Raw genomic sequence first — 14901 nt, forward strand, 5'->3', positions numbered from 1 at the left:
AGATAATTCACTGCATCCTTTCCTGTTTGACCTTGTGGTCAATGACGTGACGTTTTTCCAGTTCACGGGTCACATCCTCCACCGTGATGCCGGCGCTGACCATCAGCACCAGAACATGGTAGGCAAGATCGCTGATCTCGTAAACGGTCTCTTCCTTATCCTCTTTTTCGCCCGCAATGATGACCTCGGTGCACTCTTCGCCCACCTTTTTCAGGATCTTCTCCTTGCCCTTCTCGAACAGGTAGGTGGTATAGCTGCCCTCCTTGGGGCTATCCTTGCGGCCCTTGATGAGCTGGTACAGGCCCTGCCAGCTGAACTGCTTCAGCTCCGGCGAGACGTATACTTCGTTGAAGAAGCAGCTCTCGGCGCCGGTGTGGCAGGCGGGGCCGGATTTGACCACTTCCACCACCAGAGCATCGGCATCGCAGTCGGCGGTGATGGACACCACCCGCTGCACATTGCCGCTGGTCTCGCCCTTACGCCAGATCTCCTGACGGCTGCGGCTCCAGAACACAGTGCGGCCCTCGGCAATGGTGAGCGCCAGCGTCTCGGCGTTCATGTAAGCGAGGGTGAGCACCTCTTTGGTGTAGTGGTCCTGCACGATGGCAGGGATCAGGCCCTTTTCATCAAATTTCAGATTCATAACGGTTCTCCCTCCCCGGATGGGGATATTACTAGTTTAGCGTATTCGGTGCGCAAACGCAAGAGTTTGCGGGTTGTTTTTGCGGAAATCCAGTTTCGCGTTGCGGCTTCTCCCCGCGCCGGGGAGAAATGCCCCGGCGTTACAGCCGCATCTCCACACCGTTTGCGTTGAGGTATTCTTTCAGATCCCGGATGGTCAGCAGCTTCTGGTGGAAGATGCCCGCGGCAAGACCTGCGTCGATGCCCTTGTGGTGGAACAGCTCCAGAAAGTCTTCCTTTTTGCCTGCGCCGCCGCTGGCAATGATGGGCACGTTCACCCGCGCCGCAACTGCATCCAGCATCTCAAGGTCGAAGCCGCTGCGCACGCCGTCGGTATCGATGCTGTTCAGGCAGATCTCGCCTGCGCCGTGGTCCACGCACCAGCTGATCCAGTCCAGTGCATCCCGGCCGGTGTCCTCGCGCCCGCCCTTGGCGAACACCCGGAACTGGCCGTCCACCCGCTTCACATCGGCAGAGAGTACCACGCACTGGTTGCCGTAGCGCTGTGCTGCCGCCGGGATGAGGCCGGGATCCTTCAATGCGCCCGAGTTGACGCTGACCTTGTCCGCGCCGCACTTGAGCACCCGGTCAAAATCTTCCAGCGTGTTGATGCCGCCGCCCACCGTGAGCGGGATAAAAATTTCGCTGGCGACGCGGGTCAGGATATCCGTAAACAGCGCCCGGCCCTCGAAGCTGGCGGTGATATCGTAGAACACCAGCTCGTCGGCACCGGCAGCGTTGTACATGCGGGCCATTTCCACCGGGTCGGCCACATCCCGGATGCCTTCAAAGTTCGTGCCCTTGACCACGCGGCCATTGCGCACATCAAGGCAGGGAATAATGCGTTTGGTGATCATGTCGTTTCCCCTCCGTTCACTCCTGCACCAGCTGCACGCAGCGCGCAAGGTCCAGTGCGCCGGTGTACAGGCTCTTGCCTAAAATGGCAGCGGCAGTGCCCATTTTTTTCAGTTCCAGAAGCTCTGCTTCGGACGAGATGCCGCCGCTGGCCGTAAAGGCCACGCCGGGCATCTCTTTGGCAAGCGTGCGGTACAGGCCGAGGTTCGTGCCCTGCATGGCACCGTCGCAGGCAATGTCCGTGTAGATGATGGCAGTGCATCCGGCATCTGCCAGCCGCTTGCAGAAGTCCACGCCCGGCTCGGCGCTCACTTCCTTCCAGCCATGGATGGCCACATAGCCGTCCTTTGCGTCCACACCCACGGCAATTTTATCGCCGTATTTCTGCAGCATCCGGGCGGTAAAGGCAAAATCCGTCACCGCCACGCTGCCAAGGATGCAGCGGCCCACGCCGAGGGAAAGATATGTTTCAATGCGTTCCTCGGTGCGGATGCCGCCGCCCACCTCAATGTATAAGCCGCCCTGTTTTGCCAGCGCGGCAATGGTATCGTAGTTGGAAAGGGTGCCGTCCTTTGCGCCGTCCAGATCGACGACGTGCAGATTTTTGGCCCCCGCTGCAAGGAACTCCCGCGCCTGTGCACAGGGGTCCTCGCCGTAGACGGTCATGCGGCTGTAGTCGCCCTGCGTCAGGCGCACCACCTTGCCGCCCCGCAGGTCAATGGCTGGAAAAAGCTGCATAATTTTTCTCCTTACAATTCCGCAAATGCTTTCAGAATGCGCAGGCCGGTATCCCCGCTCTTTTCCGGGTGGAACTGGGTGCCATACACCCTGCCCGCCCGCACCGCGCCGGTGACGGGAATGGAATAGTCGCTCACAGCCAGCGTGCTTTCGGCGCAGTTCTTGCCGTAGTAGCTGTGGACGTAATAGACGTATTCTCCCTCACGGATGTACTTGAACAGCGGGTCGTCCTTTACAATGTGCAAGGCGTTCCAGCCGATCTGCGGCACCTTCAGGCTCTTGTCCGCAAGGTCTGGCTCCAGCGGGCAGACCTCGCCCTTCACAAAGCCGAGGCCTTCGTGCTCACCGTACTCGTAGCTCTTTTCAAACAGCAGCTGCATGCCAAGGCAGATGCCCAGCAGCGGCTTCCTTTCGGCTTCTTCTTTCATGACCGGTACAAGGCCCGTCGCCTCCAGCTTTGCCATGGCGTCGGCAAAAGCGCCCACACCCGGCAGGATGAGCCGGTCGGCTTTGCGGATGGTGTCCGCGTCGGCGGTGACGACCGCTTCCAGCCCCAGCTGCTTCAGGCTGGACTTCAGGCTGAACAGGTTGCCCACGCCATAATCGATAATTGCGATCATACCAGCAATCCTTTCGTGGAAGGAATTTCGTCCTTGTGGGCTTCGTCGATCTTCACGGCCGCGCCCAGTGCATGGCCTGCGCCCTTGAAGCAAGCCTCGAGGATGTGGTGAGTATTTTCTCCCGCAAATTGTACAAAGTGGACCGTGGCGGGCACGCTGCGGGCAAAGCCCAGCCAGAATTCCTTGGCGCACTCCACGTCAAAATCGCCCACCTTTTCGGTGTTGCAATGGATGTCCCAGTTCAGGGTGCAGCGGCCCGAAAGATCGACGGCGCACAAAATCAGCGCTTCATCCATGGGCAGATAAAAGCTGCCGTAGCGCTGGATACCGCGCATATCGCCCAGCGCCCGTGCAAAGGCCTGACCCAGTGCAATGCCCACATCCTCGGTGGTGTGGTGGTAGTCCACCTGCACATCGCCGTGGCAGGTAAGCACCAGATCGAACCGGCCATGGCGGGCGAACAGCTCCAGCATGTGGTTCAGAAAGCCGCACCCGGTGTCCACCTCGTAGCGGCCGGTGCCGTCCAGATCAAGGGTAAGGTCGATCTGGGTCTCATTGGTGTTGCGTTCCAGCGAGATCATTCGGTTCGGCATGGTTCATTCCTCCATGATCTTATCCAGCGTTTCCATAAACGTCTGCATCTGTTCCGGCGTGCCAATGGTGATGCGCAGCCAGTTCTGGATGCGGGGCGCGTCAAAATGGCGCACCAGAATGCCGTTTTTCTTCAACTTCTTGTAGAGTGTTTCACCGTCTTTCCTGTCGGTACTTGCAAACAGGAAGTTGGAGCGGCTGTCCAGCACGGCAAATCCGCGCTGTTCCAGCTGTTGTTTTGTCCATGCGCGGGTGTCCACGATGGCGGCGCGGGTCCTGTCAAAATAAGCGGTATCTTCCAGCGCAGCCTGCCCGGCCTTCAGGGTCAGGCGGTTGATGTTGTAGGGGTTCAGGCTGAACTTGACTCGGTTCAGGTCGGCAATGAGCTTTGCATTGCCCATGGCAAGACCCAGACGCGCACCGGCCAGCTGCCGGGACTTGGAAAAGGTCTGCACCACCAGCAGGTTCTCGTACTGGTCGATGAGGGGCACGCAGCTCTCGCCGCCAAAGTCCACATAGGCCTCGTCCACGATGACCACATTGTTCGGGTTTGCCTTTAAGATGCCCTCAATTTCCGCTCGGGGCAGTGCAATGCCGGTGGGGGCGTTGGGGTTTGCAAGGACGATGGTCTGGTTCAGGCCGTAGTAGTCCTTCGGGTCAAGGGTGAAATCCTCTTTCAGCGGGATGATGTGGCTGGGAATGTGCATCAGTCCGCACCACACGCCGTAGCAGCCGTAGGTGATGTCGGCATAGGCCAGCGGGTGGTCTGCGTCGCAGAAGGCACGCAGCGCAAAGAAGAGGTTCTCGTCGCTGCCATTGCCGGGCATGATCTGCTCCGGCTGCAAACCGAAGTGGGCTGCGGCCGCCTTGAGCAGGTCGGCACAGGCGGGGTCGGAGTAAAGGCGCAGCTTTTCCACCTCGTGCTCGCTCACGGCAGCGATCACCGCCGGGGAGGGCAGATAGGGGCTTTCGTTGGTGTTCAGTTTGATGTACTGCTGATCCTGCGGCTGCTCACCCGGGGTGTAGGGGGTGACAGCGGCCAGCGTGGGAGAAAGAAAACGACTCATATAAAAACCCTCTCAGTCAAAGCCTTACGGCTTTGCCAGCTCCCCCGAAGGGGGAGCTTTTTTGCATCTTACGGTTTCCACTCTCAAAGCTCCCCTTCGAGGAAAGATTTCCCCCGGCCGGGGGAAGATGTCACCGCGGGTGACAAAAAGGGGAATCTGGCGCGCAAGCGCCTGAGAGGGTCACTTCTCATACCGGATGGTCACGCTGCGGGCGTGGGCGTGCAGGCCCTCGCGCTCGGCAAAATCGGCGATGCGGGGGGCTACTTCGCCCAGCGCTTCCCGGGTGTAGTAGAGGAAGCTGGACTTCTTTACAAAGTCGTCTACGCCCAAGGGGCTGGAGAAGCGGGCGGTGCCGCTGGTGGGCAGGGTGTGGTTGGGGCCTGCAAAGTAATCGCCCAGCGCTTCCGGCACGTTGCGGCCAAGGAAGATGCTGCCTGCGTTTTTGATTTCGTTCAGCACGCCGAAGGGGTCCTCCACGCACACTTCCAGATGTTCCGGTGCAATGATGTTGCAGGCTTCAATGGCCTTGTGCAGGTCGGTGCAGAGGATGATCTTGCCGTTGTCGTCCACGCTGGCGCGGGCGATGGCGGCACGGGGCAGCTGAGGGATCTGCACCTCCAGCTCCGCCTGCACGGCCTTGGCCAGCTCCGGGCTGTCGGTGACGAGGACCGGGCTTGCCAGTTTGTCGTGCTCGGCCTGACTCAGCAGGTCTGCTGCCACCCATGCAGGGTTGCAGCCGCCGTCGGCCAGCACCAGAATTTCGCTGGGGCCTGCGATCATATCGATGCCCACCTTGCCGAACACCTTGCGCTTGGCGGTGGCAACGTAGATGTTGCCGGGGCCAACGATCTTATCCACCGCAGGGATGCTCTGGGTGCCGTAGGCGAGAGCCGCCACAGCCTGTGCGCCGCCGGTCTTGAAGATTTTGGTCACGCCTGCGGTAGCAGCGGCGGCCAGAATGACCGGGTTCACCCTGCCGTCCTTTCCGGCGGGGGTGGTCATGACGATTTCGGACACGCCTGCCACCTTTGCCGGGATCATGTCCATGAGCACGGTGGAGGGATAGGCCGCCGTGCCGCCGGGCACATAGACACCGGCCTTTTCAATGGGGGTATATTTCTGGCCCAGCACGATGCCGGGCTTGTCGTTCACCACAAAATTCTTGTGCACCTGCTGGCGGTGGAAGCTCTCGATGTTGGCGGCGGCTTCGCGCAGCGTTTCGAGGAAGTAGGGGTCCATGCCCGCAAAGGCTTCGTCGATCTCCTCCTGCGTCACCTGCAGGGCATCGATCTTCGCGCCGTCAAATTTCAGCGCATAATCCTTCAGGGCATCGTCGCCCCGGGCGCGCACATCGGCAATGATGCCGTCCACCACGTCCTCCACGTTCTTTTCCGCGCGGATGTCGCGGTTCAAAATCTCTTCGGGCTTCAGCTCGTCAAAGTTATACAGCTTGATCATTTTGCTTCCTCCTTGTTCTGCAGTTCCGCCCGCAGCTTTTCCAGCATGGTGTCCATTTCGGCGTGCTTGAACTGGTAGCTGGCCTTGTTGGCAATGAACCGGGCCGAGATGGGCATGAACTCGGTGACCACCTTCAGGCCGTTCTCCCGCAGGGTGGTGCCGGTCTCCACGATATCCACGATGACGTCCGAAAGGCCCAGAATGGGGGCCAGCTCAATGGAGCCGTTCAGCTTGATGATATCGATGTCCCGCCCCATGGATGCGTAGTAGCTCTTTGCAATGTTGACGAATTTGGTGGCCACCCGCACCGGGCGGCTGGGGTCGTCCTTGTAATCGGCCGGGGCGGCAACGCACATGCGGCATTTGCCAAGGCCGGTGTCCAGCAGCTCGTACACATCGGCAGAAGCCTCTGTGAGGATGTCCTTGCCCACGATGCCCACATCGGCGGCACCGTGCTCCACATAGATGGCAACGTCGCTGGGCTTGACGAGGAAGTAGCGGATGCCGGCCTCCGGGTTTTCCACCACCAGCTTGCGGGTGGCGTTGTAGTCCTCCGGGCAGCCGTAGCCGATGCCCGCCAGCAGGTGATACACCTTATCGCCCAGACGGCCCTTGGGCAGAGCCACGTTCAGCATCACCCTGTCGGTGCTGTTCTTCTGCACCGGCGGCAGCGGGGCGCTCAGGCGGTCCAGCTCGTCCAGATAGACCGCAAAGCCGATGGCACCGGCACCGGGGGTGAACTTCTGCATCAACAGGTCGTAGCGGCCGCCCTTGAGCAGGGGGCGGGGCAGGGCTTTCAGGTAGCCCTGAAACACAAGGCCGTTGTAGTATTCCATCTCACCGGCCAGCGTCATGTCCAGCCGGATGACGCCGCCCGCCTTTTCCAGCGGCACAGCCAGTGCTTCCAGCTCGGCCACAGCCGCGCGCATGGCGTCATTGCGGCACAGGGCAGCGGCCTTTGCAAGGGTATCGGCATAGCTGCCGCAAAGGCTCAGCACACTGCACAGGATGTCAGCGGCGGCATCGGCAAGACCGGCGGCTCCGGCAGCAGCCCGCAGCTCGTGGGCGTTTTTCTCCCGCAGCTTTTCCAGCAGCTTTGCGCGGGCGGCATCCGGCACGCCCAGCGCGTCGAACAGGCCGAACAGGTAGCCCATGTGGCTCACTTCCAGCACCCACTCGGCCCCCAGCGCATCCAGCGACCGCGCCGCCAGACCCACCGCCTGCTGCACCTGTGCTTCGCCCACCGCACCCAGCATCTCAAGGCCCATCTGGCTGATCTCTTTAAAGGTGTGGCTCTCGGCGGAAGGGCGGTAGACATTCTCGTGATAGTAGTAGCGCAGGGTCTCGCTGGGGGCGGGCTGCGCCGTCTTGGCAATGGAGAGGGTCACGTCCGGCTTGAGGGCCAGCAGACGGCCATCCAGATCGGTAAAGGTGATGACCTGCTCGGACGACAAAAAGCTGCGGTTCTCCTGATACAGGCCGTACTCCTCAAACCGGCCCATATGATACTTGCGGCAGCCCGCCGCTTCGTACAAGGCGCGCAGCGCAAAGGAGGCGCGCTCCTTGGGCTGCAGGTTTGCAATGCTGAATTCCATTGTCGGTTCCCCCTGTTTCTTACATCCATCGCCGACGTTCTCCGGCACTTTTCGGCTCCTCTATCGTCCGGGGCACACTGCCCGGCGCTTTGCACTGCGCGGCACCTCCGCGCCTTTTCCACACGGAATCGGTTCTATTGTTATTTTACTTTATCCAGATAAAGTTGTAAAGTAGGAAAGTGCCAGTGTTTTCAGTTTTATCATACGATTTTTCTGTGCGATTGTACAGGGAAAAGAAGAAAAGGAGCCGTTGCATGGCGCAACAGCTCCTTTTCAGCACACATATTTACCCAAGCAGCTCCAGCACACTGGCCTTCGGGCGGGCACCCACGGCCTGACGCACCAGCTTGCCCTGCTCAAACACCAGCAGGGTGGGGATGCTCATCACGCCGAACTGGCCTGCCAGCTCCGGCTGCTCGTCCACGTTCACCTTGCCCACCTTCACATCGGTGCGCTCCTCGGCCACCTCGTCCACAACGGGACTGAGCATGCGGCAGGGGCCGCACCAGCTGGCCCAGAAGTCCAGCAGGACAGGCTTTGCGCTCTGCAGTACCTCCTGCTCAAAATTTTCCTTCGTGATCGTAACAACTGCCATATTTCTACCTCCTGAAAGGGTTCGTTCGTGATTGTTCTTATGGCATCAGTATACCCCAAATACCAGGGTTTTTCCGTAACCGGGTCACATTGGGGCACAAAAAAGCCCGGAGCAGGAAGAAAGAATACTGCTCCGGGCGGGGAATGGTTATGTTATTGTGCTGTCAGGCTCAGACTTCCTGCATGGCGTTCTTGCCTGCAACGTAGCCGTAGTACATGGCCATGGAGTGGCTGACGCCCTTCAGGCCGATGGGGTACTCGGTGGCAAAGCGGTTGCCCTGCACGTTGCCTGCCACATACAGGCCGGGGATCACGTTGCGGTCGGCATCGAAGGTGTGGCAGTTCTCGTCGCTCTCCAGACCGCCGATGCAGACCAGCAGCAGGGCGGTGGTGAACTTGTCGGCGTAGAAGGGGCCGTTCTCCAGCGCCCACATGCGGGATGCAGGCTTGTGGAAGTCCTCGTCGTAGCCGTCCTTGGCCAGCTGGTTGTAGCGCTGGATGGACTCCAGAGCGGTCTGCTGGGCAGCGGTGTCATCGGGGTAGATCTTTGCCACCAGCTCTTCCAGCGTGTCAGCCTTGACAGCGCGGCCATCGGCCACGGCTGCCTCCAGCTGATAGGGGCTCTTGTAGTTGCGGTAGGTGGTGTTGTTCTTGGGGCCCTCTGCCTCGCTGGCGTAGTCCTCGTAGTAGCAGGCACCGCCGTGGGCTGCGGGCATGTAGGGCAGCTGCTGGGGCCAGTTGGAGTCGAAAATCTGCCAGCTCTCGCGGTTCTTCTGCAGCTCGATCTGGTTTTCCAGCTGCTGGCCGGGCAGGTCCTCGTTCATGAAGCGCTTGCCGTTCAGATCCAGATTCAAAAAGCCTGCGTTGCCCATGACGCCCACACCGGACAGGTCGGCACCGCCGCCCATATGGTGGATCATGGGTGCGTGGCTCTGCTGCACCTGAGCGCCTGCCCACATGCCCAGCTGGATGCCGTCGCCCTGATTGGTGAAGCTGCCCTCCACGTCCACATTGGTGAACAGGCACTGGATGTTGTTCTCAATGACTTCGGGGCAGAAATGCTGCAGCATCTTAGTGTTCTGGGAGTAATCGCCGGTGGACAGGATGACGCCCTTGGCGGCGTTGCACTTGATGTACTCGCCGGTGGCAGCATCGCGGGCATACAGGCCCACGCAGCGGCCGTCCTCCATGATGAGCTTTTCCACAAAGCAGCCGTAGAAGGTGTCCACGTTGCCGGTGTCAACGGCCTTCTGCATGTTGGCATTGACAGTGACGGACTGGTTGGGCAGGAACTCCACGGAGGTGGGGTAGCAGGGGAAGCGCTCCTGCTTCCAGTCGTAGTTCTCGGGCAGCGGGTAGAAAATGGGGATCAGGAAGTTGTTTGCATTCTCGTCGGGGATGGCGCTGCGGGTGGTCTCGGCGTAGTACAGCTCCGGGTTTGCCTCCACCCACCAGTCAAAGGCATCGCCGATGTTGTGGGCCCACTTGCTCATAATGGAGCGCTTGCAGCGGTAGGTGCTTTCCACCATGTGAGAGTCCACGATCTCGTCGATCTGCTCACGGGTCCAGGTGTTGCGGCCCCACTTGGCCTGCACATTGCCGTTGATGACGGCATACTCGCCGCTGCGGCACTGGGGACCGTCAGCCTTTTCAAAGGCTGCCACCTTGCCGCCGTCCTCGGCGATGCTGCGCACGGCTGCCACACCGGCAACGCCGCAGCCCACCACGGCCACATCCACGTCCACCGTCTTGGTGACCTTGCTCTCGTCGATCTCCGGCTCGGTGCCCAGCCAGTCGTTCTCCGAAGCGGCAGCGGAGCTGTCTGCGCCGTCTGCCTTGACGCCCATGGCCTGCTCGATGCAGCTGGCAGCCGCCTTCTTGACGGCATTGGTGGTGACGGTAGCGCCGGAGATGTTGTCGATCTCGGTACCCTGTGCGGCCATGATGGCCTCCTGCAGGGTGGGTGCGGCCACGCCGCCGATGCTCTCGGTCTCGTTGGAAGCATCGATGACCACCTCGGTGATGGCGGTCTCGCTGAAGGTCATGGTCACCTTCACCTCACCGATGCCGGTGGCCGTGCCGGTGTAGGTACCGGCGGTGTAGATGGCATCGCCGGTAGCGGCGGTGCTGGAAGAAGCTGCGGAGTTGCAGGCAGCCAGTGCACCGGCGGTGACACCGCTCATGGCGGCAGCGGCGGCGACCTTCAAAAAGCCTTTGCGGGAGATCTTTTCCATTTGGATTTCCTCTTTCTTCTCATCAATTTCTCTTCGTCTCTGCGGGAGTTTTTCCCGCGCCGCACTTAGTATAAAATATAACGAAGTAAAAGGGAAACAAAAAAATCTTGTCATCCTAATAAAAAGTGTTTATAACCGTCTCCCGCCATGCTATACTGAGAGCAGACGGATCTTCCCCTGCACAGAAAGGAGCTTTTTTCGGATGAACGACCACCAGCTGCTGTGTTTTCTCACCGTGAGCCGGACCCTGAATTTCACCACAGCCGCCCGGGAGCTGTACTGCACCCAGCCAGCCCTCAGCTACCAGATCCGCAGTCTGGAAAAGGAGCTTGATCTGGCCCTGTTTGAGCGCAGCACCACTCGCGTGGCGCTGACCGAAGCAGGCCGGGCCTTTGTGCCGCAGGCGGAGGGGATCTATCGCAGCATCCTGAACGCCCGCACCGCGCTGAAGGGCTTTGCCCGGCGGCGCACACTGACCCTGCGCCTGCCGCCGGTGCTGCTGCAGCGGGATCCCATTTATCCCATCCTGATGGCACGGCTGCACGCCGCGCTGCCGGGATATGAGTTTGCTGTGGACACTCGGCCCGTGTCACGCAACCCCCACGAAATGCTCTGCAGCGAGGCAGACGCAGCCCTCTATCTGCCCTTTGGGCCGCTGCAGCCGGAGATCGAGCGCACCCCCATCCTGCACAACACCTTTTACCTGATCGTATCGCCGGAGCACCCGCTCACAGGGCGCAGCACTCTGGCGCTGGCCGATCTTGCCGGGCAGCAGCTGTTTTATGAGCCGCTGTATCAGGAAATGGTGGATCTTGCCGTTGTTCAGCCCGGCCTGCCGTTTTCCGCACCAAGCTGGCACATGGTGGAAAACTACGAGTGTGTTTACAACGATCTGCTTGCTGGGCGCGGCATGTTTTTGTGTCCGATGAAATACCCGGCCTTTCCGGCTGCATGGTATCTGCCGCTGCAGCTGCCGTTGCCGGACACCTGTCTGCTGACCCTGCGGGACGACCCGCGTCCCGAGATCCAACGGCTGCGGGAGGTATTCACCGCTGTATACGCCAGCCGCGCAAAGCTGCTGGGCGAAGAATGAACGCAAAAAGGGGCTGCTGCACATCCTTTTGAACGAACGTGCAGCAGCCCTTCAGCTCTTATAATATTCCGGACAGCTTTATTTGCCCAGCATTTCGTGGGCAGTCTTGCAGATGGTGGCAGCATCCAGACCGTAGAACTTCAGCAGATCCCATGCCGGGCCGGAGCAGCCGAACACGTCCTGCACGCCTACGCGGCGCACAGGGGTGGGCAGCTTCTCGCTCAGCACGGCGCAGACGGCCTCGCCCAGACCGCCGATGACATTGTGCTCCTCGGCGGTGATGACCTTGCCGCACTCCTTTGCAGCCTTGAGGACGATCTCCTCGTCCAGAGGCTTGATGGTGTGGATGTTGATGACCCGGGCGTGGATGCCCTCAGCGGCCAGCTGCTCCGCAGCCATACGGGCTTCGTTGACCATCAGGCCGGTGGCGATGATGGCAATGTCGCTGCCCTCAGTGATCTGCTCACCCTTGCCGATCTCAAAGTGATAGTTCTCGGCATCGTGGAACACAGGCACAGCCAAACGGCCAAAGCGCAGATAGACGGGGCCTTCCATTGCGTAGGCAGCACGCACAGCGGCGCGGGCCTCCACATCGTCGGCGGGGCAGATCACGGTCATGCCGGGGATGCTGCGCATGAGGGCAAAGTCCTCGCAGCACTGATGGGAAGCGCCGTCCTCGCCCACCGAGATGCCGCCGTGGGTGGCACCGATCTTCACGTTCAGGTGGGGATAGCCAATGGAGTTGCGCACCTGCTCGAAGGCACGGCCGGCGGCGAACATGGCAAAGCTGGAAACAAAGGGCACGTAGCCCATGGTGGACAGGCCCGCGGCCACGCCCATCATGTTGCCCTCGGCAATGCCGCAGTCAAAGTGACGATCCGGGTAAGCCTTGCGGAACATGCCGGTCTTGGTGGCAGCGGCAAGGTCTGCGTCCAGCACCACCAGATCCTCGTGGCCCTCTGCGGCCAGCTCCTTCAGGGTGTTGCCGTAGCTTTCACGGGTAGCAATCTTCTTCACATCTGCCATCTTAGTTTTCCTCCTGCTCCAGCGCGGCGTATGCGGCGTTCAGTTCCTCAATTGCGATCTTGTACTCGTCATCGTTGGGGCCCTTGCCGTGCCAGTCCACAGAGTTGGTCATATAGGAAACGCCCTTGCCCTTTGTGGTGTCCATGATGATGCAGGTGGGCTTTGCAGTCTCTGCATGGAATGCCTGCATGGCGGCTTCGATCTGGTCGTAGTCGTGGCCGTCGATGGTGACAACATTGAAGTTGAAGGCCTTCAGCTTCTCTTCCAGCGGGGCGCTGTTCATCACGGTCTCGGTGGTGCCGTCGATCTGCAGGTGGTTGCGGTCCAGCACAACGCACAGGTTGGAAAGGCCGTAGTGTGCGGCAAACATGAAGGCTTCCCAGCACTCGCCCTCTTCCACCTCGCCGTCGCCCAGGATGGTGTAGACGTTGATGGGCTTACCGGCGTGCTTGGCACCCAGTGCCATGCCGCAGGCGGCAGACACGCCCTGACCCAGACTGCCGGTGGACATATCCACACCCGGGGTCTCGTTCATGTTGGGGTGGCCCTGTAGATAGCTGCCGATCTTACGCAGGGTCTTGAGGTCTTCCACCGGGAAATAGCCGCGCTCTGCCAGCGCTGCATACAGTGCCGGTGCAGCATGGCCCTTGGACAGCACCAGACGGTCGCGGTCGGCCATCTTGGGGTCCTTCGGGTCAATGTTCATTTCCACGAAATAGAGGTAGCTCAGCAGCTCGGCGATATCCAGACTGCCGCCCGGATGGCCGCACTTTGCGCTGTGCGTGCCCTCGATCACGCCCATGCGGATGTGGCAGGCGTGCTTGGCCAGAGTAAGTTTTTCTGCATTTGTCATGATGGTCCTCCCGTATGAACCTCAGATTTGCACATGTTCAAAAAAGCCTTTCGTCAGCGCCGGTGCAGTCCTGCTGCCCGCAGCGCGCTCTTTTTCAAGTTTATATTAGCTATTCTATGCAAAAAGGTCAAGCTTCTTCATGCAAAATGTACACACGCGGGGAAATATGCATGGAAATTTGCCGCTTTTTGGTTAAATTGCAGGAACATGCAGCCCCTTGACCGCCCTTTTTTCTTTCTGCTGTCTTGATTGACATTAAACGATCAGGTGCTGTACAATATTTTAAAAGCCGTTTTACGCTGCCTTTTATTTTCACTGGAGGATATCATGGAACGAAATTATAGCATCGACTTCCTTAAAATTCTTTTTGCCCTCTCAATTGCGTGCGGACACTTCAAAGGTTCTGTCCTTTCAAGCGACTTGATCGTTGAGCTGTTTTTTATTCTCTCCGGCTTTTTTCTCGTCAATAGTTTTTACAGCGGTAAATATCACGGCGATGCACTTTCTTACACCGCCAGCCGCTTAAAGCGGATCTACCCTTATTATCTGCTGGCCTTTCTCATCCTTTTTATTTCTTTCAAGTCTGCCGATCTGCTTCATCCCATCCGTTTCCTCTCTGATTTTGCTAATGCAGTTCCAGAAGTCCTGCTTGTACAGAGCATCGGCGTGTTTTCTGGCGGCATCAATTATCCGCTTTGGCAGTTGTCCACTCTGATCGTTGCCTCTCACATCCTGTTTGCACTTATGACAAAGGATGATCAAATCACCCTGAATGTGATCTGTCCGCTCACCGCGATTTGCTCTTTCACTTACTTTTCCAATGCATTTGGCACCCACACTGTGGAGTATTGGGGTGGGGTAGGCAACTTCCTTTCCGGCCCTCTTATTCGCGTTTTCGGTGCGCTCTGCCTTGGCATGATGGTTCATCGTCCTCTTCTTGCACTTTCTGAATTTATCCGAACAAAGCTTTCTGACTGTGCTGCTTTTCTGCTTTCTGCGCTGCTCATTGTACTGTTCTGGCTTGCCCGCGACAGCTATGCCGCACACCTGCTGTTTATCGTTTTTCTTGCTTTTTGTCTTTCCGGAAAAGGCATCCCTGCTTTGTTCAACCACAAATTTTTCGCCTGCGGCGAAAAACTTTCTCTTGCCATCTATCTGAATCAAGCTGCGGTGATCTTCCCCACCTATCATAACATGCCGTTTCTTGCACGTTTTTCAGACACTGTACAAACGCTGCTCTTTATCCCGGCCATGTTGTTATTTGCTGTCCTGTTCCTTTTTATAGCCAATCACCTTTTCGCATGGATTCGGGCACAGATGGACAAAACCAGCATTGTAGCTTGACGTGCACCAGCCAAGTCTGCTATAATTTTCACAGATTCCGGTACGAAGCCGGGTGTGCGGACAGAAGCCCGTGTTCTCCATCCTGATGGAGCATTTTATCCACCGCTGCGCTTACGCAGCGGTGCAGCGCAAAGCCCACAGGGGGCCTTTGC

The 14901-nt window shown here is 59.1% G+C and carries 14 protein-coding genes; 2 read left to right on the forward strand and 12 right to left on the reverse strand.

Annotated elements, in window-relative coordinates:
• Nucleotides 1-7 precede the first annotated feature (7 nt).
• From hisIE to GKG36_RS07730, 10 genes are all read right to left on the reverse strand, one after another.
• The gene (gene hisIE, locus GKG36_RS07685) at nucleotides 8-643 is read right to left on the reverse strand and encodes a bifunctional phosphoribosyl-AMP cyclohydrolase/phosphoribosyl-ATP diphosphatase HisIE (RefSeq protein WP_005943640.1); all 636 of its coding nucleotides are present in this window, start codon (nucleotides 641-643) and stop codon (nucleotides 8-10) included.
• A 139-nt stretch (nucleotides 644-782) separates the two neighbouring features.
• On the reverse strand, nucleotides 783-1538 hold the full coding sequence (hisF, locus tag GKG36_RS07690) for an imidazole glycerol phosphate synthase subunit HisF (RefSeq protein WP_154260055.1): 756 nt from the start codon (nucleotides 1536-1538) through the stop codon (nucleotides 783-785).
• Nucleotides 1539-1554: 16 nt separating this feature from the next.
• Nucleotides 1555-2274, reverse strand: coding sequence for a 1-(5-phosphoribosyl)-5-[(5-phosphoribosylamino)methylideneamino]imidazole-4-carboxamide isomerase (hisA, locus tag GKG36_RS07695; RefSeq protein ID WP_154260057.1), 720 nt, complete (start codon nucleotides 2272-2274; stop codon nucleotides 1555-1557).
• Between the two features lie 11 nt (nucleotides 2275-2285).
• Nucleotides 2286-2894, reverse strand: a complete 609-nt coding sequence (hisH, locus tag GKG36_RS07700) for an imidazole glycerol phosphate synthase subunit HisH (RefSeq protein WP_154260059.1) — start codon at nucleotides 2892-2894, stop codon at nucleotides 2286-2288.
• On the reverse strand, nucleotides 2891-3487 hold the full coding sequence (gene hisB, locus GKG36_RS07705; protein WP_154260061.1) for an imidazoleglycerol-phosphate dehydratase HisB: 597 nt from the start codon (nucleotides 3485-3487) through the stop codon (nucleotides 2891-2893). The genes hisH and hisB overlap by 4 nt, the downstream gene beginning before the upstream one ends.
• A 3-nt stretch (nucleotides 3488-3490) precedes the next feature.
• Nucleotides 3491-4552 (reverse strand): histidinol-phosphate transaminase, encoded by a 1062-nt coding sequence (gene hisC / locus GKG36_RS07710; RefSeq protein ID WP_154260062.1) that lies wholly within the window; start codon nucleotides 4550-4552, stop codon nucleotides 3491-3493.
• Nucleotides 4553-4732: 180 nt separating this feature from the next.
• Nucleotides 4733-6010 carry a histidinol dehydrogenase gene (gene hisD, locus GKG36_RS07715; RefSeq protein ID WP_154260064.1) on the reverse strand — a complete coding sequence of 426 codons (1278 nt, stop codon included), beginning with the start codon at nucleotides 6008-6010 and terminating at the stop codon, nucleotides 4733-4735.
• Complete coding sequence (gene hisG, locus GKG36_RS07720; RefSeq protein ID WP_154260065.1) at nucleotides 6007-7605, reverse strand: ATP phosphoribosyltransferase; 1599 nt, start codon at nucleotides 7603-7605, stop codon at nucleotides 6007-6009. Before hisG ends, hisD begins: the two co-directional genes overlap by 4 nt.
• Before the next feature lie 286 nt (nucleotides 7606-7891).
• On the reverse strand, nucleotides 7892-8200 hold the full coding sequence (gene trxA / locus GKG36_RS07725) for a thioredoxin (RefSeq protein ID WP_120080388.1): 309 nt from the start codon (nucleotides 8198-8200) through the stop codon (nucleotides 7892-7894).
• Nucleotides 8201-8369: 169 nt separating this feature from the next.
• Nucleotides 8370-10433, reverse strand: a complete 2064-nt coding sequence (locus tag GKG36_RS07730) for an FAD-binding protein (protein ID WP_243139022.1) — start codon at nucleotides 10431-10433, stop codon at nucleotides 8370-8372.
• A 202-nt stretch (nucleotides 10434-10635) separates the two neighbouring features.
• Between GKG36_RS07730 and GKG36_RS07735 the strand changes: the two genes are divergently transcribed.
• Entirely contained in the window at nucleotides 10636-11526 is an 891-nt protein-coding gene (locus GKG36_RS07735) for a LysR family transcriptional regulator (RefSeq protein ID WP_154260069.1), read from the forward strand.
• A 78-nt stretch (nucleotides 11527-11604) separates the two neighbouring features.
• Here GKG36_RS07735 and GKG36_RS07740 read toward each other — a convergent pair whose 3' ends face one another.
• Both GKG36_RS07740 and GKG36_RS07745 read right to left on the reverse strand, forming a co-directional pair.
• The gene (locus GKG36_RS07740; RefSeq protein ID WP_005943680.1) at nucleotides 11605-12552 is read right to left on the reverse strand and encodes a transketolase family protein; all 948 of its coding nucleotides are present in this window, start codon (nucleotides 12550-12552) and stop codon (nucleotides 11605-11607) included.
• 1 nt (nucleotide 12553) lies between these two features.
• Nucleotides 12554-13405 (reverse strand): transketolase, encoded by an 852-nt coding sequence (locus GKG36_RS07745; protein WP_154260070.1) that lies wholly within the window; start codon nucleotides 13403-13405, stop codon nucleotides 12554-12556.
• 327 nt (nucleotides 13406-13732) lie between these two features.
• Between GKG36_RS07745 and GKG36_RS07750 the strand changes: the two genes are divergently transcribed.
• Nucleotides 13733-14749, forward strand: coding sequence for an acyltransferase family protein (locus GKG36_RS07750; RefSeq protein WP_154260072.1), 1017 nt, complete (start codon nucleotides 13733-13735; stop codon nucleotides 14747-14749).
• The last annotated feature ends 152 nt before the right edge of the window (nucleotides 14750-14901 follow it).

The sequence above is a fragment of the Faecalibacterium sp. BIOML-A1 genome, from assembly GCF_009679715.1.
In the GTDB taxonomy this organism is placed as follows: domain Bacteria; phylum Bacillota; class Clostridia; order Oscillospirales; family Ruminococcaceae; genus Faecalibacterium; species Faecalibacterium taiwanense.

Bases quoted from the DNA above. Each gene is read 5' to 3' on its own strand.
- hisH (WP_154260059.1), bottom strand. From the start codon at position 2,894: ATGATCGCAATTATCGATTATGGCGTGGGCAACCTGTTCAGCCTGAAG.
- hisG (WP_154260065.1), bottom strand. From the start codon at position 7,605: ATGGAATTCAGCATTGCAAACCTGCAGCCCAAGGAGCGCGCCTCCTTT.
- hisF (WP_154260055.1), bottom strand. From the start codon at position 1,538: ATGATCACCAAACGCATTATTCCCTGCCTTGATGTGCGCAATGGCCGC.
- hisD (WP_154260064.1), bottom strand. From the start codon at position 6,010: ATGATCAAGCTGTATAACTTTGACGAGCTGAAGCCCGAAGAGATTTTG.
- GKG36_RS07740 (WP_005943680.1), bottom strand. From the start codon at position 12,552: ATGGCAGATGTGAAGAAGATTGCTACCCGTGAAAGCTACGGCAACACC.
- hisIE (WP_005943640.1), bottom strand. From the start codon at position 643: ATGAATCTGAAATTTGATGAAAAGGGCCTGATCCCTGCCATCGTGCAG.
- GKG36_RS07730 (WP_243139022.1), bottom strand. From the start codon at position 10,433: ATGGAAAAGATCTCCCGCAAAGGCTTTTTGAAGGTCGCCGCCGCTGCC.
- GKG36_RS07745 (WP_154260070.1), bottom strand. From the start codon at position 13,405: ATGACAAATGCAGAAAAACTTACTCTGGCCAAGCACGCCTGCCACATC.
- hisB (WP_154260061.1), bottom strand. From the start codon at position 3,487: ATGCCGAACCGAATGATCTCGCTGGAACGCAACACCAATGAGACCCAG.
- hisA (WP_154260057.1), bottom strand. From the start codon at position 2,274: ATGCAGCTTTTTCCAGCCATTGACCTGCGGGGCGGCAAGGTGGTGCGC.
- GKG36_RS07735 (WP_154260069.1), top strand. From the start codon at position 10,636: ATGAACGACCACCAGCTGCTGTGTTTTCTCACCGTGAGCCGGACCCTG.
- hisC (WP_154260062.1), bottom strand. From the start codon at position 4,552: ATGAGTCGTTTTCTTTCTCCCACGCTGGCCGCTGTCACCCCCTACACC.
- GKG36_RS07750 (WP_154260072.1), top strand. From the start codon at position 13,733: ATGGAACGAAATTATAGCATCGACTTCCTTAAAATTCTTTTTGCCCTC.
- trxA (WP_120080388.1), bottom strand. From the start codon at position 8,200: ATGGCAGTTGTTACGATCACGAAGGAAAATTTTGAGCAGGAGGTACTG.